The organism is Thauera linaloolentis 47Lol = DSM 12138 (assembly GCF_000310205.1).
Lineage (GTDB): Bacteria > Pseudomonadota > Gammaproteobacteria > Burkholderiales > Rhodocyclaceae > Thauera > Thauera linaloolentis.
On record NZ_AMXE01000034.1, the window covers coordinates 15,311 to 37,351 of the forward strand.

Annotated in this window: 19 protein-coding genes; 11 read left to right on the plus strand and 8 right to left on the minus strand. The window is 67.5% G+C overall.

Going from position 1 to position 22,041, the window contains the following annotated elements; genetic code table 11:
- Positions 1-43: 43 nt before the first annotated feature.
- Positions 44-2,749 carry a bifunctional [glutamate--ammonia ligase]-adenylyl-L-tyrosine phosphorylase/[glutamate--ammonia-ligase] adenylyltransferase gene (gene glnE / locus C666_RS10380; protein ID WP_004338110.1) on the minus strand — a complete coding sequence of 902 codons (2,706 nt, stop codon included), beginning with the start codon at positions 2,747-2,749 and terminating at the stop codon, positions 44-46.
- A gap of 243 nt (positions 2,750-2,992) precedes the next feature.
- Between glnE and C666_RS10385 the strand changes: the two genes are divergently transcribed.
- The 3 genes from C666_RS10385 (at position 2,993) to tldD (ending at position 9,408) form a co-directional block, all read left to right on the plus strand.
- Positions 2,993-6,946 (plus strand): YhdP family protein, encoded by a 3,954-nt coding sequence (locus C666_RS10385; protein WP_081593426.1) that lies wholly within the window; start codon positions 2,993-2,995, stop codon positions 6,944-6,946.
- 77 nt (positions 6,947-7,023) lie between these two features.
- On the plus strand, positions 7,024-7,875 hold the full coding sequence (locus C666_RS10390) for a carbon-nitrogen hydrolase family protein (RefSeq protein WP_004338113.1): 852 nt from the start codon (positions 7,024-7,026) through the stop codon (positions 7,873-7,875).
- 87 nt (positions 7,876-7,962) lie between these two features.
- The gene (gene tldD / locus C666_RS10395; RefSeq protein WP_004338114.1) at positions 7,963-9,408 is read left to right on the plus strand and encodes a metalloprotease TldD; all 1,446 of its coding nucleotides are present in this window, start codon (positions 7,963-7,965) and stop codon (positions 9,406-9,408) included.
- A gap of 47 nt (positions 9,409-9,455) precedes the next feature.
- Here the strand turns inward: tldD and C666_RS10400 are convergent, their stop codons facing one another.
- The 4 genes from C666_RS10400 to C666_RS10415 are packed head-to-tail and all read right to left on the minus strand — an operon-like array spanning position 9,456 to position 12,976.
- Positions 9,456-9,641, minus strand: a complete 186-nt coding sequence (locus C666_RS10400) for a hypothetical protein (protein WP_004338115.1) — start codon at positions 9,639-9,641, stop codon at positions 9,456-9,458.
- 20 nt (positions 9,642-9,661) lie between these two features.
- Positions 9,662-11,065 (minus strand): sigma 54-interacting transcriptional regulator, encoded by a 1,404-nt coding sequence (locus tag C666_RS10405; RefSeq protein ID WP_004338117.1) that lies wholly within the window; start codon positions 11,063-11,065, stop codon positions 9,662-9,664.
- Positions 11,062-11,565, minus strand: coding sequence for a hypothetical protein (locus tag C666_RS20720; protein ID WP_162173259.1), 504 nt, complete (start codon positions 11,563-11,565; stop codon positions 11,062-11,064). Before C666_RS20720 ends, C666_RS10405 begins: the two co-directional genes overlap by 4 nt.
- Positions 11,555-12,976 carry a sensor histidine kinase gene (locus C666_RS10415; protein ID WP_004338120.1) on the minus strand — a complete coding sequence of 474 codons (1,422 nt, stop codon included), beginning with the start codon at positions 12,974-12,976 and terminating at the stop codon, positions 11,555-11,557. Before C666_RS10415 ends, C666_RS20720 begins: the two co-directional genes overlap by 11 nt.
- A gap of 350 nt (positions 12,977-13,326) precedes the next feature.
- Here C666_RS10415 and C666_RS10420 point away from each other — a divergent pair, with 350 nt between their 5' ends.
- Positions 13,327-13,935, plus strand: a complete 609-nt coding sequence (locus C666_RS10420) for a bactofilin family protein (protein WP_004338122.1) — start codon at positions 13,327-13,329, stop codon at positions 13,933-13,935.
- Positions 13,936-13,979: 44 nt separating this feature from the next.
- On the opposite strand, the gene C666_RS10425 is transcribed toward C666_RS10420, so the two are convergent.
- Positions 13,980-14,627 (minus strand): lytic transglycosylase domain-containing protein, encoded by a 648-nt coding sequence (locus tag C666_RS10425; RefSeq protein ID WP_004338124.1) that lies wholly within the window; start codon positions 14,625-14,627, stop codon positions 13,980-13,982.
- 5 nt (positions 14,628-14,632) lie between these two features.
- Positions 14,633-16,381 carry a proline--tRNA ligase gene (locus tag C666_RS10430; RefSeq protein ID WP_004338126.1) on the minus strand — a complete coding sequence of 583 codons (1,749 nt, stop codon included), beginning with the start codon at positions 16,379-16,381 and terminating at the stop codon, positions 14,633-14,635.
- Positions 16,382-16,552: 171 nt separating this feature from the next.
- Here C666_RS10430 and C666_RS10435 point away from each other — a divergent pair, with 171 nt between their 5' ends.
- From C666_RS10435 to coq7, 3 genes are read left to right on the plus strand one after another with little or no spacing between them, the layout of a single operon-like run.
- On the plus strand, positions 16,553-17,110 hold the full coding sequence (locus C666_RS10435; protein ID WP_004338129.1) for an RNA pyrophosphohydrolase: 558 nt from the start codon (positions 16,553-16,555) through the stop codon (positions 17,108-17,110).
- Between the two features lie 42 nt (positions 17,111-17,152).
- Positions 17,153-17,683: a CNP1-like family protein gene (locus C666_RS10440; RefSeq protein ID WP_004338130.1), complete on the plus strand. Its 531-nt coding sequence runs from the start codon at positions 17,153-17,155 to the stop codon at positions 17,681-17,683.
- The gene (gene coq7 / locus C666_RS10445; protein ID WP_004338131.1) at positions 17,683-18,303 is read left to right on the plus strand and encodes a 2-polyprenyl-3-methyl-6-methoxy-1,4-benzoquinone monooxygenase; all 621 of its coding nucleotides are present in this window, start codon (positions 17,683-17,685) and stop codon (positions 18,301-18,303) included. The genes C666_RS10440 and coq7 overlap by 1 nt, the downstream gene beginning before the upstream one ends.
- Positions 18,304-18,369: 66 nt before the next feature.
- On the opposite strand, the gene C666_RS10450 is transcribed toward coq7, so the two are convergent.
- Positions 18,370-18,789, minus strand: a complete 420-nt coding sequence (locus C666_RS10450) for an OsmC family protein (RefSeq protein ID WP_004338132.1) — start codon at positions 18,787-18,789, stop codon at positions 18,370-18,372.
- A 569-nt stretch (positions 18,790-19,358) separates the two neighbouring features.
- Here C666_RS10450 and rplM point away from each other — a divergent pair.
- From rplM to erpA, 4 genes are all read left to right on the plus strand, one after another.
- Positions 19,359-19,787, plus strand: a complete 429-nt coding sequence (gene rplM, locus C666_RS10455; RefSeq protein ID WP_004338133.1) for a 50S ribosomal protein L13 — start codon at positions 19,359-19,361, stop codon at positions 19,785-19,787.
- Positions 19,788-19,801: 14 nt separating this feature from the next.
- Positions 19,802-20,194, plus strand: a complete 393-nt coding sequence (gene rpsI, locus C666_RS10460) for a 30S ribosomal protein S9 (RefSeq protein ID WP_004338134.1) — start codon at positions 19,802-19,804, stop codon at positions 20,192-20,194.
- Positions 20,195-20,418: 224 nt separating this feature from the next.
- The gene (gene argC / locus C666_RS10465; protein WP_004338135.1) at positions 20,419-21,456 is read left to right on the plus strand and encodes an N-acetyl-gamma-glutamyl-phosphate reductase; all 1,038 of its coding nucleotides are present in this window, start codon (positions 20,419-20,421) and stop codon (positions 21,454-21,456) included.
- Positions 21,457-21,548: 92 nt separating this feature from the next.
- The gene (gene erpA, locus C666_RS10470; RefSeq protein WP_004338136.1) at positions 21,549-21,899 is read left to right on the plus strand and encodes an iron-sulfur cluster insertion protein ErpA; all 351 of its coding nucleotides are present in this window, start codon (positions 21,549-21,551) and stop codon (positions 21,897-21,899) included.
- Positions 21,900-22,041 lie beyond the last annotated feature (142 nt).

Below are 22,041 nucleotides of genomic sequence, written 5' to 3' on the forward strand. Positions count from 1 at the left end.
CGGGTTCGGGTGCCCATCCTTGCCGCGCTTGCGTTTGCGCCGTTCATTCGTCGAACACGTGGCGCCACAGGGCGATGACCGGTGCGCGCGCCGCCTCGGCTTCGTCGGGCGGAATGCGCGACGGCAGGTCATTGAGCCGCTGGCGGTGCTGCAGGCGGCGCAGTTCGCGGTAGCTGTCGGCGCAGGCCGCGGCGAGCTCGGCCGGGATGAGGCCGAGTTCGCCGGCGATGCGCAGCAGCGCGATGTTGCCGAGGTTGCCGGTGAGCCGGGGGTGGGCGTGTGAATGGCCCAGCACCAGGTACTGGATCAGGAACTCGACGTCGATCAGGCCGCCGCGGTCGTGCTTGAGGTCGAAGCGTTCGGCGTCCTTGCCGGCGTGGGCGTCGCGCATCTTGCGGCGCATCGCCAGCACTTCGGTGCGCAGCGCATCGAGCTCGCGCGGCAGGCGCAGGACTTCGTCGCGGATGCGTTCGAAGGCTTCGCCGATGGCGCGGTCGCCGGCGGAAAAGCGGGCGCGGGTCAGCGCCTGGTGCTCCCATACCCAGGCCGATTCGAGCTGGTACTTGCGGAAGGCTTCGAGCGATACCGCGATCATGCCCGACTCGCCGTTGGGGCGCAGGCGCAGGTCGGTCTCGAAGAGCTGGCCGGCTGCGGTCTGGCTCGACAGCCAGGTGTTGGTGCGCTGCGCCAGCCGGGCGTAGACCTCGGCGGCCTCGGGGGCGTCGTCGTCGTACAGGAAGACGATGTCGAGGTCCGAGGCGTAGCCCAGTTCCTTGCCGCCCAGCTTGCCGTAGCTGATGACGGCGAATGCGGGTTCGTCGCGGTGGCGGATTCTGATCCGGCTCCAGCAGCGCGGCAGCGTGAGGTCGAGCATGATGTCGGCCAGCTCGGACAGGTGGTCGGCGAGCTTCTCCACCGTCAGCAGGCCGGCGATGTCCTGCGTCAGCAGGCGGAAGACCTGGGCGTGGTGCTGTTCGCGCATCACGTCCATCTGCCGTTCCATGTCGGGTTCGCAGCCCGCCAGTTCCGCTTCGAGGCTGGCGCGGAAGGCTGTCCAGTCCGGCGCGGTTTCGAGGTTGCGTGCGTCGAGCATCTCGTCGAGCAGCAAGGGGTGGCGGGTCAGGAACTGCGCGCCCCAGCGCGACGCGCTCATCAGGTCGGCGACGCGGCGCAGGGCCTGCGGATACTGCTGCAGCAGCGCGAAGTAGGCGCCGCGGCGGCCGATGGCTTCCATCAGGTCGAGGCAGCGGGCCAGCGTGTCGTCCGGGCCCGGAGTGGCGATCGCCGCTTCGACGATGCGCGGGATCAGCGCGTCGAAGCGGCTCTTGATGTTGTTCGGCAACTGGCGGTAGCGCGCGCTGGCGTGGATCGAGGCCAGGCGTTCGGCGCCGTTGCGCGGATGGCGGTAGCCGAGCTCGCCCAGCGCGGTGACGACGCTGTCCACGTCCTCGGCGCCGGCCCAGGTGGCGTCGAGGCTGTGGTCCTCGTCCGACGGGTCGCCGAACACGGCGTCGAAATGCCGGCTGACCACGGCGCGATGGGCGTCCAGCGCCGCGCTCAGCGCCGCATGGCCTGCAAAGCCCATGGCCTGCGCGATCAGCGCCTGGTCGGCCTCGCTCGCCGGCAGCTCGTGGGTCTGGGCATCGTCGAGGTATTGCAGGCGATGTTCCAGCCGGCGCAGGAAGTCGTACGCGGCCGACAATTCCCGTACCGCGTCGGCCGACAGGATGCCGCGCTCGGGCAGCAGCGCCAGCGCACCCAGCGTCGGGCGGATCTGCAGCGCGGTGTCGCGTCCGCCGCGGATGAGCTGGAACACCTGGGCGATGAACTCGATCTCGCGGATGCCGCCGGGGCCTAGCTTGACGTTGTTGGCGCGGTCGCGCCGGGCGACCTCGCGGCGGATCTGGGCGTGCAGGTCGCGCATCGCATTGATGGCGCCGAAGTCGAGATACTTGCGGAACACGAAGGGGCGGGCGATGTTGCGCAGCTCGGACCAGCGCTCGCCCAGCATCACGCGCGCCTTGATCCAGGCGTAGCGCTCCCATTCGCGGCCCTGGGTGACGAAGTAGTTTTCCAGCATGTCGAAGCTGCACACCAGCGGGCCCGACTCGCCGTTGGGGCGCAGCCGCATGTCGACGCGGAACACCTGGCCGTGCTCGGTGACCTCGGCCAGGGCCTGGATGAGCTGCTTGCCCAGGCGCTCGAAGAACTCGTAATTGCTGATGACCTTGTTGCCGCCGGTGTCGCCGTCTTCCGGATAGATGAAGATCAGGTCGATGTCCGAAGAGACGTTCAATTCGCGCCCGCCGAGCTTGCCCATGCCGATCACCAGCAGTTCCTGCTCCCAGCCGGTGGGCGACAGCGGCAGGCCGTAGCGTTCGACGAGCGCGGCGCGCAGCACGTCGTGGGCGTGGCGCACGGCGACCTCGGCCAGCACCGTCATGGTTTCGGTGACTTCGGCCAGCGGTGCGCTGCGGCACAGGTCGCGCACGATCAGATGGCACAGTACCCAGATGCGCAACTGGCGCAGGGCGGGGCGCAGCGCCGCGTCCGGGCCGCCGAGCGCGGCTTCGCGCGCGGCGATGAAGGCTTCCATGCGGCGCGCGTCGACCGGGCCGTCGATGCTGGCCGCGAGCGCCTCGTCCAGCCACGGCTGGCTGTCGAGCATGCGGCAGAGGTAGCGCGAGAAGCGGCGCGCATCGTGCACTGCCTGCAGGTGTGCCGGCAGTGTGTCGTGGGTGGCGGACATGGTACGGCTCCGGTGCCTTCGATCTGATCGTTGGTAGAATGTCGGCCCTCGCGGCGAATGCTGCCGGCGGGCGCCGAGTGCGCAGGCACTGCGCAAGCGTTGCGCAGGAATGTGTAGTTTATCCGGGCGCCGCCGTCTCCGTACGCGCCAGCGGGTGCCCGGGAGCGGGGCTGCGCGCGATCCTGCGCCGCGCGGCCGTCCGCCCGTCCCGAATTTTGGCCCGGCAAGCCGCTGCGACCCTGGATGAATCCGCTTCCCGAGCCCAACTCCGAATCCTCCCCATCCGCGTTTCCGGCGCCCGTTCCGCCGCCGACGCGGACGGCGCGCGTGCGCGCGGCGCTGGGCTGGATCGGCAACGCGCTGGTGCTGGGCTGGATCGTCGCGGCCAGCGCGATGCTGCTGCTGCGCTATGCCGCGCTGCCCGCGGTCGGCGAATTCCGTGCCGAGATCGCCGAGGTGGCGGGGCAGGCGCTCGGCTTGCCGGTGACGATCGATGCCATCGACGGCGACTGGGCCGGCTGGCGCCCGCGCCTGATCCTGCGGCGCGTCACCGTGTCCGATGCCGAAGGCCAGCCGGCCCTGCATCTGCCCAGGGTCGATGCCACGCTGGCCTGGTCTTCCCTGCTGCGCTGGCAGGCGCATTTCCACCGGCTCGAGATCGCCGCGCCCGAGCTGAGGCTGAGGCGCGATGCCGATGGGCGCCTGTTCGTCGCCGGCCTGCCGGTGTCCGCGGACGAAGGCCGGGGCGGGGGGCTGGACTGGCTGCTCGCGCAGCGCCAGATCGTCATCCACGATGCCGTCCTGCGCTGGGACGACCGCCTGCGGGGCGCGCCGGAGCTGGTGCTCGATAAAGTGGAGCTGCGCCTGGACCAGCGTTTCGGCCTGCGGCGCTTTGCCTTGCGCGCCCGGCCGCCGCAGGCACTGGCTTCGACGCTGGATGTGCGTGGAGAGCTGCACCGCCTCGACGCCGATGCCCCGCTTTCGCTCGCCTCGGCCGGGCGCCTTTACGTCTCGCTCGATCGTGCCGACCTCGGCGGCTGGCGGCCGTGGCTCGATTATCCGCTGCCGCTGCAGGGCGCCGGCGGCGTGCGCGCCTGGCTGGAGTCGCACGCAGGGGGGCGCTTCGACCTCGCGCGCGGGCTGGGTTTCGGCCGCGTGCCGGAGCGCGGCTGGGGCGTGACCGCCGACCTTTCGCTCGACGGCGTGCACACGCGGCTGGGCGAAGGCCTGCCCGAGCTTGCCCTGGGCCGCCTGGATGGGCGCCTGAGCATCGACCGCGGTGCCGCCGGCCTCCGCGTGCGCACGCAGGGCCTGGCATTGCGCACCGCCGACGGACTTGCGCTGGAGCCGACCGATCTCGATCTGCTGGTCCGGGACGGCGAGCCGGCGGAAGCCGGCGGAAGCCTTGCCGCCAGCCGGGTCGACGTCGATGCGCTGGCACGCCTTTCCGCCTTCTTGCCGATCGACGAGGCGCTGCGCGCCCGGCTTTCCGCTCTTGCGCCGCAGGGCCGGCTGGATGCCTTGCGCCTGAGCTGGGAGGGGGCGCCGGCGGCGCCGCTGGGGTGGAGCGTGTCCGTGCGTTTCGCGGAGCTGGGCCTGCAAGCGCGCGAGGGCATGCCCGGGTTCGGGGGCCTGAGCGGCACCCTCGAGGGCGACGAGGGGGGCGGCCGCTACAGGCTCGAGGGCCGCGATGCGAACCTCGATTTGCCCGAGGTCTTCGAATCCGGCGGCCTGCAGTTCGATCTGCTGCGCGCGGAGGGCGGCTGGCAACGGCGCGACGGACGGATCGAGGTCACGCTCGACGGCGCACAATTCGGCAATCCGGACGCGGCGGGCACGGCATCCGGGGTTTATCGGCCGCAGGCGGGCGGCGCGGGCGAGATCGACCTGCAGGCCAGGCTGACGCGCGCCGAAGGCAGCGCGGTGTGGCGCTACCTGCCGCGCGTCGTCGGCCCCGATACCCATGACTGGGTGCGCAAGGCGATCCGCCGCGCCGACGTGCCCGAGGCGAGCCTGCGCCTGCGCGGCGCGCTGGACGACTTCCCGTTCCGCGACGGCAACGGCGAATTCCGCGTCGTGATCCGCGTCGCCGATGCCGTACTCGACTATGCCGAGGGCTGGCCATCGATCGAGGGCATCTTCGGGGAGGTGCGCTTCGAGGGGCCGGGGATGCGCATCGAAGCGCCGCGAGGACGCATCTTCGGCGTGGCCTTGTCCGGCGTCGTCGCCGATGTGCCCGACCTCGACATGCATCCGCTGTCCGAGGTGATGACCATCACCGGCAAGGCCTCGGGGACGACCGCCGATTTCCTGCGCTTCGTGTCCGAAAGCCCGGTGTCCAGGCGCATCGGCGGTTTTACCGATGGCATGCGGGCGGAGGGGACGGGCACGCTCGATCTGCGTCTGGTGATGCCGCTGCGGCATGTGGCCGACAGCACAGTCGCGGGCGAGTACCGCTTCGGCGCCAACCGCCTGTGGCTGCTCGAAGGCCTGCCGGTGCTGGAGGCGGCGGCGGGCAGGCTGCGCTTCACCGAGGACAGCTTGTCGATGCCCGAGGCGCGCGCGCAGTTCCTCGGTGCGCCGGCCCGGATCACGGCGCGGACATCGGACGACGGTACGGTCCGCTTCGATGCCAGCGGCGTGGCGAGCGCATCGGCCCTGTCGGCGGCCTGGGACCTGCCGCTGCTGGAACATCTGTCGGGAACTGCGGCGTGGAAGGCGCAGGTCGGCATCGCCCGCGGGGCGACGAGCGTGAGCGTGGAGTCCGGACTGGCGGAACTGGTATCGAGCCTGCCTGCCCCCTTCAACAAGAACGCGGGCGAGCCCTGGCCCCTGCGTGTCCGCTTCGATGCCCCGGAGGGCGCGGCGCCCCGGGTGCTGGGGCTGAGCCTGGGCCTGGGGCCGGACGAGGCGCTGCGCGCCGAGCTGGCATGGCCGGGTGGCGGGCGGCCGATGCATGGCGGCGTGGTGCTGAATGGCGGGGAGGGAGAGCCCGTACGCCAGGCCGAGCGCGGCCTCAGGCTGGCGGGGCGCTTGGATGCGCTCGATGCGGATGCCTGGCGCAAGCTGTTCGATTCCGGGGATGCCGACGCCGTTGCGCTGCCGATTGCCGATGTGTCCGTCGAAGTCGGGCGCTTGCAGGTTTTTGGCCAGACGCTGAACGATTTCAGCCTGCACAGCGTGGCCGACGAGGGGGGCTGGAAGGCGCGGGTGAGGAGCGATCGTGCCGTTGGCGAACTCGACTGGCGCGATACGGGGGCCGGCGCGCTGCGCGCGCGTTTCGAGCGGCTCAGCGTCGGCGAGGCGAGGTCCGCGGAGGCGAGCGCCCGGGCCGACGATGCGGCCGATGCCGATGAAACACCACCGCGCCGGCTGCCGGCGCTGGACGTGATGGCCGAGCATTTCGTGCTGCGCGGCCGGGAACTGGGCCGGCTCGAAGTGTTCGCGCGCAACCGCTCCGGCGTGTGGCTGCTCGAACACCTCGGTCTTCGCAATGCCGACGGCTACCTCGAGGGCAGCGGCGAATGGCGCACCACGGGCCATCAATCCACGCGCCTCGATTTCGATCTGCAGGTGGCCGACATCGGCCGTTTCTCGCAGCGGCTCGGTTACGACGACGTGGTGCGCGGCGGCAAGGCCACGCTGGGTGGGCAACTGCGCTGGCAGGGGGCGCCGACCGGCATCGACTCCCCGACGCTGGCGGGCCGGATGACGCTGGCGGCGGAGGCGGGCCAGTTCAACAAACTCGAGCCAGGGGTGGGGCGACTGCTGGGCATTCTCAGCCTGCAGGCCTTGCCGCGCCGGATCACGCTGGATTTCCGCGATGTGTTCTCCGCGGGATTCGCCTTCGATGGCATTTCCGGTAGCATCGACGTGGCCGACGGCGTGATGCGCACCGAGGACCTTGACATCCGCGGGCCGGCGGCGCGTGTCCGTATGCGCGGTTCGGCCGACGTCAAGGCCGAAACCCAGGATCTGCGCGTGGCGGTGCAGCCGACGCTGTCGGAGTCGGTCGCGATCGGCGCGGCGGCAGGGCTGCTGAACCCTGTCGCGGGCGTGGTGACCTATCTTGCGCAGAAGGCGCTCAGCGATCCGATCGAGAAGTTCTTTGCCTATGAATACGAAATCACCGGCACCTGGGACGATCCAGCGGTCCGGCGTCTCGGCGCCGCGGCGCAAGGGGCGCCGGCCCAGTGATCCGGTCCGATGGGTGGCCGGGTTCCCGCCGCCCTGATTGTTCACCCAACGCCATCACGATCTCTCCGAAGCCCTGCATGAGCACATCGCAAGCCACATCCCCCGCTTCTTCCCCATCCGCGCCCGGCAGCACGCGCGTCGCCGCCATCCAGACCGTGTCCGGTCCCGATGTCGGGCACAACCTCGAAGTCGCCGCCGGCCTGGTGGCCGAGGCCGCCGCCGCGGGGGCACGCCTGGTGGCGCTGCCGGAGTACTTCCCGCTGATCACGGCCGACGAGCAGGCCAAGGTGCGCATCCGCGAGGCCGATGGCGCCGGGCCGCTGCAGGACTTCCTCGCCGGGCTGGCGAGCCGGCACGGGGTCTGGCTGGTGGGGGGCACCGTTCCGCTGGCGGCCGAGGCCGACGACAAGGTGCGCAACAGCACCCTGGTCTATGACGATGCCGGCAGGCGTGTGGCGCGCTACGACAAGATCCACCTGTTCGGCTTCCAGCGCGGCGGCGAGCGCTACGACGAGGCGGCGACGATCGAGCCGGGTGCTGCCGTGTGCGCTTTCGATTCGCCGCTCGGGCGCGTCGGACTGTCGGTGTGCTACGACCTGCGCTTTCCCGAGCTTTTCCGCGCGATGGGCGAGGTCGACCTGATCGTGCTGCCGGCGGCCTTCACCCATACGACCGGCCGCGCGCACTGGGAAGTGCTGCTGCGCGCGCGCGCGATCGAGAACCAGTGCTACGTGATGGCGCCGGCCCAGGGCGGCCGCCATCCGAGCGGGCGCGTCACCTGGGGCCACACCATGGTCATCGACCCCTGGGGCGAAGTGCTCGCCTGCCGCGAGGAAGGCCCCGGCGTGGTGTTGGCGGATATCGACCCGGCGCGTATCGCCGGTGTGCGCGAAAGCTTGCCGGCGATGCGCCACCGCTGCCTCGACTGAGCCCCGCTGAATACCCCGAACCGAACGGGGCGCCGATCGTTTCGGCGCCCGGCCGGTCCAACCCGGCACTGCACCCAAGGATCAAGCATGAGCAAGAGCCAGAACCCGCTGAAAACCGCCGACCGCTACCTGTTGTCACCCCACGGCCTGGGCGAGGCGGAAATCGAGAAGACCTTCCGCAAGCTGATGCGGCACGACATCGACTTTGCCGACCTGTATTTCCAGTACCAGCGTTCTGAAGCCTGGAGCCTGGAGGAAGGCATCGTCAAGTCGGGCAGTTTCGACATCGAGCAGGGCGTGGGCGTGCGCGCGATCAGCGGCGAGAAGACGGCCTTCGCCTATTCGGACGACATCTCGCTCGACGCGCTGCTGGATGCGGCCACCGCCACTCGCGCGATCGCCGCCGCGGGCGAGCGCCGGCGCGTGGACATCGTGCCGCACAAGCTCAAGATGCGCCTGTACCGCGCCGACGATCCGCTCGACTCGCTCGACGATACGGCCAAGGTCAGGCTGCTGGAGCGGCTGGAAAGCTTCGCCCGCGCCGAAGACCCGCGCGTCACCCAGGTCATGGCGCACATCGCCGGCACCTGGGAAGTGGTGATGGTGGCACGCAGCGACGGCCATCTCGCAGCCGACGTGCGTCCGCTGGTGCGGGTGTCGATCACCGTGATCATGGAAGAGGACGGGCGCCGCGAGCAGGGTAGCGGCGGCGGCGGCGGACGCTACGATTATGGTTATTTCTGCGATGATCGCCTGCACGATTATGCCCATGCGGCCGTGCACCAGGCGCGCGTCAACCTCGGCGCCGATCCGGCGCCGGCGGGGTCGATGCCGGTCGTGCTGGGGCCGGGCTGGCCGGGCATCCTGCTGCACGAGGCGATCGGCCACGGGCTGGAAGGGGATTTCAACCGCAAGGGCAGTTCGGCCTTTTCCGGCCGCATCGGCCAGCAGGTGGCGGCCCGGGGCGTCACCGTGGTCGATGACGGCACGCTGCCCGACCGCCGCGGCTCGCTGTCGATCGACGACGAGGGCAACCCGACCCAGCGCACGGTGCTGATCGAGGACGGCATCCTCACCGGCTACATGCAGGACATGATGAACGCCCGCCTGATGGGCATGGCGCCGACCGGCAACGGCCGGCGCGAGTCCTTCGCCCATCTGCCGCTGCCGCGCATGACGAACACCTACATGCTGAACGGCGACAAGGACCCGGAAGAGATCATCAAGTCGGTGAAGAAGGGTTTGTACGCGGCGAACTTCGGCGGTGGGCAGGTGGACATCACGTCGGGTAAGTTCGTGTTTTCCACCGCCGAGGCCTACTTGATCGAGGACGGCAAGGTGACGCGCCCGGTTAAGGGCGCGACGCTGATCGGCAACGGCCCGGACGCGCTGACCAAGGTGAAGCTGATCGGCAACGACATGCGGCTCGACCCCGGCGTCGGCACCTGCGGCAAGGACGGCCAGAGCGTGCCGGTGGGCGTCGGCCAACCGACGCTGCGCATCGACGGGCTGACGGTGGGCGGCACCGCCTGATCGTCAGGCAGGCGGGGCGGGGGCGCGTGTCCTCGCCCCCGTCCGAATCAGCTCTGGACCGGCTTGCTGCCCTTGTCCCCGGTGCCGCTGGTGTCGTGCTTGTCGCCGCTGCAGTTGCTCGGCACGTCGATCTCCACGATCGGTAGCAGGCTGGCGGCCTGGGCCGGGGTGCAGATGGCGTAGGCCAGGGCGGTGGTGGTGATGAGGGTGGCGATGGTCTGGCGTGTGATCATGTCCGGCTCCTTGGGGGGCTTCAGCGTTCGACATCCGGGCTGCCGCCGCGGAACAGGTCGGGCGTCAGGCCGTGGCGCTGCAGCAGGCGGTAGAACTCGGTGCGGTTGCGTTCGGCCAGCCGTGCAGCGTCCGAAACATTACCCGCTGTCAGTTTCAGGAGCTGTATCAGGTAGTTTCGCTCGAAGCGGCGTTTGGCCTCGGCGTAGCCGAGCGCTTCGATGGGCTGCACGCGCAGCGCGCGCTCGACCAGGGTGCGCGGGATCAGCGGCGTCGTGGCCAGCGCACAGACCTGTTCGACCACGTTCTGCAGCTGGCGCACGTTGCCGGGCCATTTCGCGGTGGCCAGGGCTTCGAGCGCGTCGGGGGCGAAACCGCCCAGTTCCTTTCCGTACTTGCGCGCGAGCCGGCGCAGGAAGTGTTCTGCCAGCAGCGGGATGTCTTCGCGGCGTTCGCCGAGCGTGGGCAGTTCCAGGCTGACGACGTTGATGCGGTAGTACAGGTCTTCGCGGAACTGGCCATTGGCCAGGGCCGCGTCGAGGTCGCGATGGGTAGCGGACAGGATGCGCAGGTCGACCGGCTCGGCGCGGGTGGCGCCCACCGGGCGTACCGCGCGTTCCTGCAGCACGCGCAGCAGCTTGACCTGCAGCGAAGGCGGCATGTCGCCGATTTCGTCGAGGAGCAGCGTGCCGCCGTGCGCGGCCTGTACCAGGCCGGTGTGGTGGCTGGTGGCGCCGGTGAAGGCGCCGCGCACATGGCCGAACAGTTCCGATTCGAGCAGGGGTTCCGGTATCGCGCCGCAGTTGATCGCGACGAAGGGCGCCGCGGCGCGCGGGCTGGCGCGGTGGATGGCGCGTGCGAGCAGTTCCTTGCCGGTGCCGCTGTCGCCGCGGATCAGCACGCTGGCGTCCGACGCGGCGACGAGCCTGGCTTCGTCGAGCAGCGTGTGCATGCGCGTGCTGTGGCTGATGAGGTCCGCGCGCCAGCTCTCGTCGGTGGCGTGGCTAGCGGCGGGCGCGGGCTTGCCGAGTTGCAGGGTATGGGCGATGCGGGCCAGCAGCGCCTGGCTGTCGAAAGGTTTGGTCAGGTAGCCGGCGACGCCGCGCGAGGTGGCTTCGACGGCATCCGGAATCGTGCCGTGGGCGGTAAACAGGATGACGGGCAGCGCCGGGTGCTGCTGGCGGATTTCGTCGAACAGCGCGAGGCCGTCGCCGTCGGGCAGGCGCACGTCGCTGAGCACGAGATCGAAGCGTTCGACGCCGAGCCGTGTGCGCGCGGCTTCGGCAGACGCCGCCGTCGTGACACGGTAGCCGCTCGCCTTCAGGCGCATCGACAGGAGCCGCAGCAGATCGGCATCATCATCGATGACCAGCAGGTGTTGTGCGGCGGTGCCTGCCTCCGTGGCCGGATATGGGCGCCGGCTCACTGCGGCAGCGTGCGCGGCGCCGACGGCTGGAGCGCGGGGGGGGCCAGGCTGCGTTCTATCTCGACCAGGGCGTCGAGTTTGCGCTGCAGCGATTCGTTGCGCTGCTCGCTGTCCTTCAGGGCTGCCGCGCTGCGTTCGAGTTGCTGGCCGAGACGGTCGTTGAGCCCGGCGAGCCGCTGGCGTTCCTGGATCTGCTCGAGCAGCGCGCGTGCATAGGGTTGCAGGGCGAGCGAATCGGGGTCTTCGGCCGAAAGCAGGCCCTGGAGCAGGTTGCGCGCGCGCGGCAGGTTGGACTGGCGGGGCCTGGCGGCGCCGATTGCGGCTTGCAGCGTTTCGGCGGCAGCGTTGCGTGCCGGCGGGCCTGCATCGGCATGGGGGGCTGCTCCGCTTTCGCCGGCATCGGTGTCCGGCAGGGAGGCGCAACCCGTTGCTACTGTTGCGCAAAGCAATGCGAGTACGAGGGCGAGAGGCTTGGAGCTGCGGTGAGGTTCAGGTCGCATGGGGGAGTTCGACTCGAAAATGGGCGCCACGTTCGGTCGGGAGCGCGGAGACCTTGCCATGATGGGCGGCAATGAATTCCCGCACGATGGCCAGGCCGAGGCCCGTGCCCTTGGCCGCGCGCTGGTCGGGGTGGCTGCCCTGGAAGAAGGGTTCGAAGATGCGTTCGGACTCTTCCGGCCGGATGCCGGGGCCGTCGTCGATACAGTCGATGACCACCTTCTCGTCCTGTGTCGACAGTTCGATGCGCACGCAACTGCCGGCCGGGCTGAAGCCGATCGCGTTGGCGATGAGATTCGAAAGCGCGATGCGGAGCTTGCCGGTGTCAGCGCGCACGAGCGGGGCGTCGCCTGCGATATCGACGGTGACGTCGCGTGCCTGGGCCTGCAACTGCAGTTCGCCGGCGACTTCGCGCACCATCGGCAGCAGCGCGCTCGGATGCAGGTCGAGGCGGCGGGCATCGAACTGGATCGCGTTGTAGTGCAGCAACTGCTCGATGCGTTCCTGCAGCGCCCGCGTGTTGTGTTCGAGGATGGCCGCGACCTCCTGCTGCTCGGGGGTGAGCCGCCCGAGCACGCCGTCTGCCAGCAGGGACACACCTTCGCGCAGGGAGGCGAGCGGTGTCTTCAGTTCGTGGGAGACATGGCGCAGTACCCGATTGCGGTTGGCTTCCAGCTCGCCGAGGCGCAGGCGCAGCCAGTCGAGCTGCTTGCCGACGCGGCGCAGGTCTGCGGGGCCGTCGATGCCGATGGGCTGGCCGAGGCGGCTCTCGCCGATGTCGGCGATGCTTTGCTCGATGCGGCGCAGGGGGCGCAGCAGCCACCAGCCGGTGAGCCCGGCGAGGGTGATGGCGAGCGCGAGCGCAGCGAGGATATGGCCCGTCAGCCGTTCGCGGCGCTGGTCCAGGGCGTCGAGCAGTTCGTGATTGCGGGTCATGATGTGTCCACGGACTTCCTGCGCCAGGCTGTCATTGATCCGGGCGAGCGCGGCAAGTGCCGCGGCTGCGGCCTCGTTGCGCTGTGAGGCGTCCGCCGCGGCGGCATGTCCGGCCACGGCCGCCTCGGCCGCCTCGGCCTGCTGGCGCCATTGCGCGGCAAGGGGGGCGATGCCGGGCAGCCGGTTCTCGATCTCGGCCAGGGCGGAAAGGGTTTCGGCCCTGGCGCCGTGGAAGCGTTCAAGGAAGGAGCTTTCCTCGTACACCAGGTACTGGCGCGCGCCGCGCTCGAGGTCGACGGTGCGTTCGGCGAGCCGCTGCATGCCGCTGCTGAGTGCGAGCGAGGCCGTTGCGCTATTGCGGCTGTCGCGGGCGAAGCTCTCGAGCCCCAGCCAGCCGCTGATGGCGGCTGCCCCCAGGATGGCGACGATCAGCAGGAAGCTTGCGAGCAGGGTTGAACTGAATGACGGACGCGACATGAAGGCACACGGCGACGGGGGCAACCCCCGTGATTCTAGGTGAGCGGCAGAGCCGACGGCATATGCAAGTGCAAGCCCAGGTTACGGCTGCCGTGGACTGTCGTGCTGTCGCGACACGGAAAAAAGCAGCGATAACAACCGGTTCGGGAAATCTACCGGATATCTGTCGGGCCTTGGCGACATTTCCGGCTGCCGCTTGCTGCCATGCCGTCGGTCCGGATGCGGGGAGGTGTATGCAAGTCTATGATATTGCGTAGGAAAGTAATTTAAGGCATGGCTCTTGCGAGTGGTCTTTGCGAAATGTCCTCGCGACCGTGCCGGACGGTCGGAGTCAAGCCCAAGGAGAATCCATGTTCAACAAGCCGAGTCTGTTCCCGAAATCCGCCGAACCCGTCAGCCAGCGTACCGTGCCCGCGCGGCCTGCAACGGGCGTTGGCGGCAGCGTCTCATCCGCGGCGGGCCTGTCCGCCGAATCGTCGCTCGTGCGGGATGCCAGGGATTCCGTGCAAGCCGCCGCGGAGGTGGCGAAGCAGCCCGTGCCGGCGGATGCCGGGGCCAGTGGCGGCAGCCGGCTGATTGTCGGGCCCGACGTCAAGCTGAAGGGGGCGGAGATACTCGATTGCGACACGCTGGTCGTGGAAGGCCGCGTCGAGGCGACGATGGATAGCCGCGTCATCCGCATCGCCGAGAACGGCGCCTATGAAGGCACGGTCGGCATCGATGTCGCCGAGATCCATGGCCGTTTCGAAGGCGAACTGACGGCGCGCCAGCAACTGATCATCCATGCCACTGGCCGGGTGAGCGGCAAGATCCGCTATGGCAAGATCCTGATCGAGGAAGGGGGCGAGGTATCGGGGGACGTGCAATCGCTCGCCAGGGCGGGGGGCAAGGAGAGCATGCGCACGGCGGAGAGCCGCGCGGCCGACAGCAAACCCCCGCTTGCTGCCGTAGCCGGCTGAGCGCAGGACGGCAGCCCCGCCGCGGGCTCGCTGTCCGGTCTCCTTCAATCCGGCGGCGGGGTGGTGGTGGCGCCGGCCGCCAGTTGCTGCGGCCGCCAGTTCCAGTGCTTCTCCCACGCCGCGCGCACCAGGTTCGGATACTCCGCTTTGCCCAGGCTGCCGTTGTAGCGTCCGAGCGCGCGGAAGAGGTTGCCTTTCTCGATGTCGAGGTAATGGCGCAGGATCGTGCAGCCGTAGCGCAGGTTGGTGCGCAGGTGGAAGAGGTTGTCGTCCGGGCGCTCCATGACCTTGAGCCAGAACGGCATCACCTGCATGTAGCCGCGCGCGCCGGCCGACGAGATCGCATATTTGCGGAAGTTGCTTTCGACCTGGATCAGGCCGAGCACCAGTTGCGGGTCCAGTCCGGCGCGGGTGGCTTCGTAGTGGATGCTGGTGAGCAGCTCGTTGCGGTAGCTGGCGTCGGGGATGCGCTTCTGCAGCCGGCGCGACATCTCCGCCAGCCACTGCGCGCGTTCGCCCGCATCGGGGATGGGCAGCATCGGCGCTGCGGCATCGCTCACCGCTTCGTGCAGTGCCGCGCGCACGCTCGCCGCCAGGGGCTCGTATTGTTGTGCGCCCGCCAGCGCCGCGTCGCCCGCCAGCGCGAACAGCAGCGCGGCGGTGCAGCGGAGCAGTGCCGGAGGGCGGCGCATGGCCGTCAGGCCTTGCCGAGCATGCCCAGCACGTGGGCGGCGATGTCGGCGACGGCGAGCTTGCCGGCTTCTGCATCGCGGCGGCCTTGGTGTTCGACCAGGCCTTCCTTGAGCCCGCGGTCGCCGATGGTGACGCGGTGCGGCACCCCGATCAGTTCCCAGTCGGCGAACATCACGCCGGGACGTTCGTCGCGGTCGTCGAGGATGACGTCGACGCCCTGCGCGAGCAGCGCGCCGTAGAGTTTCTGCGCTTCGTCGCGCACCGCCTCCGACTTGCCCCAGCCCACCGGGCAGATCACCACCTCGAAGGGGGCGATCGCCGTCGGCCAGATGATGCCGCGGGCGTCGTGGTTCTGCTCGATGGCCGCGCCCAGGATGCGGGTCACGCCGATGCCGTAGCAGCCCATCTCGAAGTGCTTGGGTTTGCCGTCCTCGTCGAGGAAGGTGGCGTTCATCGCCTTGGAGTAGCGGGTGCCGAGGTAGAACACGTGGCCGACCTCGATGCCGCGCTGGATGGCGAGCACGCCCTTGCCGTCGGGCGAGGGGTTGCCTTCGACGACATTGCGGATGTCGGCGACGAGGTCCGGTTCGGGCAGGTCGCGGCCCCAGTTGACGCCGGTGAAATGGAAATCGGCTTCGTTGGCGCCGCAGATGAAATCGGCCATGTCGGCGACCGTGCGGTCGGCAATGATCTTGACCGGTTTTTTCAGCCCGATCGGGCCCAGATATCCCGGTCTGCAGCCGAAATGCTCGGCGATTTCCGCCTCGGTGGCGAAGCGGAAGCCGGCCTTCAGGCCTTCCAGCTTGCCGGCCTTGACCTCGTTCAGGGCGTGGTCGCCGCGGACCAGCAGCAGCCAGATGGTGGCGCCGGCCGGTTGGCCCCGTTCGTCGACGTCGTCGGTGGCCAGCACCAGCGATTTCACGGTGGTGTCGAGCGGTACGCCGAGCAGGGCGGCGACGTCCTCGCAGGTGGCCTTGCCGGGGGTCGGGGTTTTCTCCAGCGCCTGCCTCGCCTTGCCACGGCCTGCCAGCAGCGACACGGCTTCGGCCAGTTCGATGTTGGCTGCGTAGCCGGAGCCGGGGCAGTAGACGATGGCGTCCTCGCCCGTGTCGGCGATGACCTGGAACTCGTGCGAACGGTCGCCGCCGATGGCGCCCGTGTCGGCCGCCACGGCCCGGTACTCGAGGCCGAGGCGGTCGAAGATGCGGGTGTAGGCGGCGAACATGAGCTCATAGCTGCGGCCGGCGGCTTCTTCGCTGCGGTCGAAGGAGTAGGCGTCCTTCATCGTGAATTCGCGTCCGCGCATGACGCCGAAGCGGGGGCGGCGCTCGTCGCGGAACTTGGTCTGGATCTGGTAGAAGTTGCGCGGTAGCTGGCGGTAGCTCTTCAGTTCCTGGCGCGCGATGTCGGTGACGACTTCTTCCGAGGTCGGTTGCAGTGCGAAGTCGCGTTCGTGGCGGTCCTTCAGGCGCAGCATCTCCGGCCCCATCTTGTCCCAACGACCGGTTTCCTGCCACAACTCGGCGGGCTGCACCAGCGGCATGACCAGCTCCATGGCGCCGGCGCGGTTCATTTCCTCGCGGATGATCGTTTCGACCTTGCGGATCGAACGCAGGCCCATCGGCATGTAGCTGTAGATGCCGGCCGCGGCCTTGCGGATCATGCCTGCGCGCAGCATCAGTTGCTGGCTGACGACTTCGGCGTCGGACGGGGCTTCCTTGAGGGTGGAGAGATGGAACTGGCTGGCGCGCATGAGAGTCTTCTGCGTAGAAAGGCGTTGTCGAGCGCGGGATTCTAGCGCAAGGCATGGCCTCCGCAGGGCCGGATCGGGGTCGGGGGAAAGGATGCACAGCGGTGGTGCGCTTTCAAACGGCCCCCAAGTGTGAAAAAATCGGCGCCAATAAACCGAATTTGAAGGTTAGTCATGCTTGATCGTGAAGGCTTTCGCCCGAACGTCGGCATCATTCTGGTAAACGCGCGCAACGAGGTTTTCTGGGGCAAGCGCATCCGCGAACATTCCTGGCAGTTTCCGCAAGGCGGCATCAAGCACGGCGAATCGCCGGAGCAGGCCATGTACCGGGAGTTGTTCGAGGAAGTCGGATTGCGTCCAGAGCATGTCAAGATCCTCGGCCGCACGCGGGGCTGGCTGCGCTACGAGGTGCCACGGCACTGGATACGGCGCGAATGGCGCAACACCTATCGCGGACAGAAGCAGATCTGGTTTCTGTTGCGCTTGGTGGGGCGTGATTCGGACGTCTGCCTGCGCGCGAGCTCGCACCCGGAATTCGATGCCTGGCGATGGAGCAATTATTGGGTGCCGCTGGACGCGGTGATCGAGTTCAAGCGGCAGGTGTACCAGATGGCGCTGGTCGAACTGGCCCGCGTCCTGTTTCGCTCGCGTGCGTTCGAGTTGCCCGACAGCTACCGCCTGCCCGAGCCCGAAACGCCCGTGACGGTGGCCCTTGGCGTTTCGCAGCGTTGATCGGCCGGCGATGAAACATCCATTCTCCTGGAGACCCCGCGATTGAATCTCAGCGCACGACGCTTCATAGGCGGGGGGCTCGTCGCCCTCGCATTGGTTTCCGGCAGCGTGTCAGGTGGCCTGCTGTTGGAGGACGATCCCGACTGGAAGGAGGCCGAGGTGGTGATGCCGCCGGCGGTCGAGGAGTCGCGCCTGCGCGCTTTCTCCAGTGGCAGCGTATCGTCGAACAGCTTCTTCGTCGATGAGGGGAGCGTCAGCGTCAGCGAGGACCGTGTCGTCCGCTACACCTTGGTTGTGCGCACGCCTGGCGGTGCGGAGAACATCACCTTCGAAGGCCTGCGCTGTGCCACGGGCGAGCGGCGGATCTATGCCAGCGGGCGACGGAACGGCGAATGGACGCCGATGAAGAACAGCACGTGGCAGCCGATCCGCGACAACGCCTACAATCGTCCGCGTGCAGCGCTGGCAAACGAGCATTTCTGCGATGGCCCGGCTGCGCCGCGCGACCGCGAGCATGCCTTGCGCCTGCTGCGCGCGCCACTCGATCCAGCGAAAACCTACGGAGTCCGATAATGATCGACAACGCCATCATCGAATTCGACAAGGCGCTGCGCACCGTTTTCGCACCGGCGCGAAGCATCCGCCAGATTCCGGGCGAGGAACTGCCCGAGGCTGAATTGGACGATGCCGAACGCCGCCATGCCGCCGCGTTGATGCGGATCAACCATGTCGGCGAAATCTGCGCGCAGGCCCTGTATCAAGGGCAGGCGATGATGTCGAGGGATCCGTCGATCCGCGATGCGCTGCGCCAGGCTTCGCAGGAGGAAACCGAACACCTCGCGTGGACAGAGCGCCGCATTGCAGAGCTCGGAGGGCGCAAGAGTCTGTTGAATCCACTGTGGTACGGCGGCGCGCTGGCTATCGGGTTGTTTGCCGGCCGCTTTGGCGATGGCTGGAATCTGGGCTTCCTGGCCGAAACCGAGCGCCAGGTCGAACGCCATCTGAAAGAGCATCTCGACATGCTTCCCGCGGACGACCTGAAATCGCGCGCGGTCGTCGAGCAGATGAAGACCGATGAGGCCGAGCATGCGGAGACCGCGGTCAAGCTGGGGGCGCATGAATTGCCGGTGCCGATCAAGGGCGCGATGAAGCTGGCGTCGAAGGTGATGACAACGCTGACCTACCGTATCTGATCGGTTCTGCGGTGGAGGGCGGAGGGGGCCTGGAAGCCCCCTCGTCCTGGCATCGCAGGAGGCGGCTCAGTCGGCCTCGGCGATCTCGCACTCGTGGATGATTTCGGCGGTCTTGCCGAGCATGATCGAGGCCGAGCAGTATTTTTCCGCCGACAGGTGGATCGCACGCTCCACCGCCTCGCGCTTCAAGTTGCGCCCCGTCACGGTGTAGATGAAGCGGATGCGGGTGAACACCTTCGGATCGGTATCCGCGCGTTCGGCTTCCAGGCGGACGCTGCAGCCGCGCACGTCGTGGCGGCCGCGCTTGAGGATGAGCACCACGTCAAAGGCCGTGCAGCCGCCCGCGCCTGCCAGCATCAATTCCATTGGCCGTGGCGCGAGGTTGCGCCCGCCGGCGTCCGGGGCGCCATCCATCGCAACGAGGTGGCCGGAGCCGGTTTCGGCGATGAAGCTCATGCCGTCGGACCATCTGATGGTGCATTCCATGTGTCGTCTCTCCTGTTCTAGGGCGCTGGGGCTGCCCGGGGCATGCCGCGGATTCTACCGGAGAGCCCGCTGCCGCGATCGGGCGGTGTTTTCGGGATGAGGGTTTCGCGACTGAGCGGATGGTCAGTACGGCACCGTATTCATGCGGTGCACAAAAAACGCTCTGGGGCGGTGTGGCTGGCGGTCAGGCATGCCGTGCATCCCGATCTTTAGAGGAAGAAATTCACATATATAACAATGTTTTGAATGTCGATAAGCGAGGTTTATCGAAAAATCAAAACATTTATAGTGCGATGCACAAATTGTTCTTGCGCGAGGATGGCTGGCTCTGGATAATGCAACCCAGTCGGATCGCTGACGCGGCAACAACGACGCGCCGATCCAAATGGTGTCTCCTCCACCCTCCTCCTTTGGTGTGGATTTAACGCAGTCCTAGCGGACTGCGTTTTTTTTGCTTGTTCTACTTGTGTGCGTCTTAATGATTGACACGCAAGTGGTGATCTCAGTAAGATTGCGAGCTTTCCGTTTGACGGCCTGCATATCCGGCCTGACAAAAATCGAGGTTTTACATGAAGACGTTTTCTGCCAAGCCGCACGAGGTCAAGCGCGACTGGTTCGTTGTCGACGGCACGGACAAGGTGCTTGGCCGTCTTGCCGCCGAAGTCGCTCGCCGTCTGCGCGGCAAGCACAAGGCCATTTACACCCCCCACGTTGATACGGGCGACTTCATCGTCGTCGTCAACGTCGAAAAGCTGCGCGTGACCGGCAACAAGGCGCAGGACAAGAAGTACTACCGCCACTCGGGCTATCCGGGCGGTATCTACGAAACCAACTTCACCAAGCTCCAGCAGCGCTTCCCCGAGCGCGTGCTCGAAAAGGCGGTGAAGGGCATGCTGCCGAAGGGCCCGCTGGGCTACGCCATGCTGAAGAAGCTGAAGTGCTACGCGGGTCCGTCGCATCCGCATACCGCTCAGCAGCCGCAACTTCTCGAGATCTGACAGGAGCCGATTAAATGGCTGTGACTTACAACTACGGAACCGGCCGCCGCAAGACTGCGGTTGCCCGTGTGTTCATCAAGCCGGGTACCGGCAGCATCATTGTCAACGGCAAGCCGGTGGATGAGTTCTTCTCGCGCGAGACCGGCCGCATGGTCGTGCGCCAGCCGCTGGTGCTGACCGGCAACGAAGGCAAGTTCGACATCCTGGTGAACGTGACGGGCGGTGGCGAGTCCGGCCAGGCGGGTGCTGTGCGTCATGGCATTACCCGCGCGCTGGTCGACTACAATGCCGAACTGAAGGGTGAATTGCGCGCTGCTGGATTCGTTACGCGCGATGCCCGCGAAGTCGAGCGCAAGAAGGTCGGTCTACGCAAGGCCCGTCGCGCCAAGCAGTTCTCGAAGCGCTGATCGCTTCCGGTTGCGTACGAAAGCCGTCCCGCGGGGCGGCTTTTTGCTTTGCGCTGGCGCCGCGCCTCCTCGAGAGCCGTGGCGGAGGGTGGTGGGCTCTGCGAGAGGTGTCCTGGGCGCCGCGGCGGTCGAGTGATGTTGCATCGTCATCACTTCTTCACTGTGGCCGGCGCGTTCGGGGTGCGATAATCGCGGTCAGGTCCTGATTGCAAAGAGGAAACGAGATGATCAAGGTTGGTGTTGTCGGCGGTACCGGTTACACGGGCGTGGAGTTGTTGCGTCTGCTTTCGCGCCATCCGCAGGTCGAATTGACCGCGATCACGTCGCGCGGCGAGGCTGGCATGCCAGTGGCCGAGATGTTTCCGAGCCTGCGCCGTCGTGTCGATCTGAAGTTCGTTACTCCTCAGGATGCCCAACTCGAGAAGTGTGACGCGGTGTTCTTCGCTACGCCGAACGGGATTGCGATGAAGCAGGCGGCCGAACTCGTTGCGGCCGGCGTGCGAGTGATCGATCTGGCTGCCGATTTCCGTATCCGCGATGTGGCTGAGTGGCAGAAGTGGTACGGCATGGAGCATGCGGCGCCCGCACTTGTCGCCGAGGCGGTGTATGGCTTGCCTGAGGTGAATCGCGAGCAGATCCGCAACGCGCGTGTTCTGGCCAATCCCGGGTGCTATCCGACAGCTGTTCAGCTCGGTTTCCTGCCCTTGGTCGAAGCGGGCGTGATCGACGCCGATCATCTGATCGCCGATGCCAAGTCCGGCGTGTCCGGCGCGGGGCGCAAGGCGGAGGTGCATACGCTGCTGCCGGAGGCGGCCGATAGTTTCAAGGCCTATGGCGTGGCGGGACACCGCCACTTGCCGGAGATTCGCCAGGGCTTGTCGCTTGCGGCGGGCCGGACCGTGGGGCTGACTTTCGTGCCGCATCTGACGCCGATGATCCGCGGCATTCATGCCACGCTGTATGGCCGAATCAAGCCGGGAATCGAGCTGCCGGACCTGCAGGCCTTGTTCGAGAAGCGCTATGCCGGAGAGGCCTTCGTCGATGTGATGCCTGCGGGCAGTCATCCCGAAACGCGTTCGGTGCGCGCCTCGAACCTGTGTCGCATTGCCGTTCATCGCCCGCAGGGCGGCGATACGGTCGTCGTGTTGTCGGTCATCGATAATCTGGTCAAGGGGGCTGCCGGGCAGGCCGTGCAGAACCTCAACATCATGTTCGGTTTCGACGAAGAGGCCGGACTGGACATCGTCCCGGTCAGTCCCTGAGGGGAACCTCGGGCATGCAACACGATCCGAGACTTTGACGATTGCAGAGCGGATGAAGCATCATCCGCCGCATACCCTACAGAGGAGAAATCATGAGCGCAGAAGTCGCAACCCCCGACATCCTTGTCTTTACCGACAGCGCAGCCGACAAGGTGCGCGAACTGATCGAGGAGGAGGGCAATCCCGAACTGAAGTTGCGCGTGTTCGTCAGTGGCGGCGGTTGTTCGGGTTTCCAGTACGGTTTCACCTTTGACGAGGAGGTGAACGAGGACGATACGACCTACGAGAAGAATGGTGTGATGCTCTTGATCGATTCGATGAGCTATCAGTACCTCGTTGGTGCGGAGATCGACTACACCGAGGGGCTCGAGGGGTCACAGTTCGTGATTCGCAACCCGAACGCTACCAGCACCTGCGGCTGCGGCTCGTCGTTCTCGGCCTGAGTATTTCCCGAACCGGGGACCAGAAAAAAGGGGCGCTTTGCGCCCCTCAGACTGCTGACGAACCCCCGTTTTTCGGGGGTTTTGTTTTTTCAGAGGTTGTTGCTGGTCTGCGAGAGGCTTTCGGCCGTAAATGGGCCCGATG

Coding starts and splice junctions, on each gene's coding strand:
- glnE (WP_004338110.1), bottom strand. CDS start 2,749: ATGTCCGCCACCCACGACACACTGCCGGCACACCTGCAGGCAGTGCAC.
- C666_RS10385 (WP_081593426.1), top strand. CDS start 2,993: ATGAATCCGCTTCCCGAGCCCAACTCCGAATCCTCCCCATCCGCGTTT.
- C666_RS10390 (WP_004338113.1), top strand. CDS start 7,024: ATGAGCACATCGCAAGCCACATCCCCCGCTTCTTCCCCATCCGCGCCC.
- tldD (WP_004338114.1), top strand. CDS start 7,963: ATGAGCAAGAGCCAGAACCCGCTGAAAACCGCCGACCGCTACCTGTTG.
- C666_RS10400 (WP_004338115.1), bottom strand. CDS start 9,641: ATGATCACACGCCAGACCATCGCCACCCTCATCACCACCACCGCCCTG.
- C666_RS20720 (WP_162173259.1), bottom strand. CDS start 11,565: ATGCGACCTGAACCTCACCGCAGCTCCAAGCCTCTCGCCCTCGTACTC.
- C666_RS10415 (WP_004338120.1), bottom strand. CDS start 12,976: ATGTCGCGTCCGTCATTCAGTTCAACCCTGCTCGCAAGCTTCCTGCTG.
- C666_RS10420 (WP_004338122.1), top strand. CDS start 13,327: ATGTTCAACAAGCCGAGTCTGTTCCCGAAATCCGCCGAACCCGTCAGC.
- C666_RS10425 (WP_004338124.1), bottom strand. CDS start 14,627: ATGCGCCGCCCTCCGGCACTGCTCCGCTGCACCGCCGCGCTGCTGTTC.
- C666_RS10430 (WP_004338126.1), bottom strand. CDS start 16,381: ATGCGCGCCAGCCAGTTCCATCTCTCCACCCTCAAGGAAGCCCCGTCC.
- C666_RS10435 (WP_004338129.1), top strand. CDS start 16,553: ATGCTTGATCGTGAAGGCTTTCGCCCGAACGTCGGCATCATTCTGGTA.
- coq7 (WP_004338131.1), top strand. CDS start 17,683: ATGATCGACAACGCCATCATCGAATTCGACAAGGCGCTGCGCACCGTT.
- C666_RS10450 (WP_004338132.1), bottom strand. CDS start 18,789: ATGGAATGCACCATCAGATGGTCCGACGGCATGAGCTTCATCGCCGAA.
- rplM (WP_004338133.1), top strand. CDS start 19,359: ATGAAGACGTTTTCTGCCAAGCCGCACGAGGTCAAGCGCGACTGGTTC.
- rpsI (WP_004338134.1), top strand. CDS start 19,802: ATGGCTGTGACTTACAACTACGGAACCGGCCGCCGCAAGACTGCGGTT.
- argC (WP_004338135.1), top strand. CDS start 20,419: ATGATCAAGGTTGGTGTTGTCGGCGGTACCGGTTACACGGGCGTGGAG.
- erpA (WP_004338136.1), top strand. CDS start 21,549: ATGAGCGCAGAAGTCGCAACCCCCGACATCCTTGTCTTTACCGACAGC.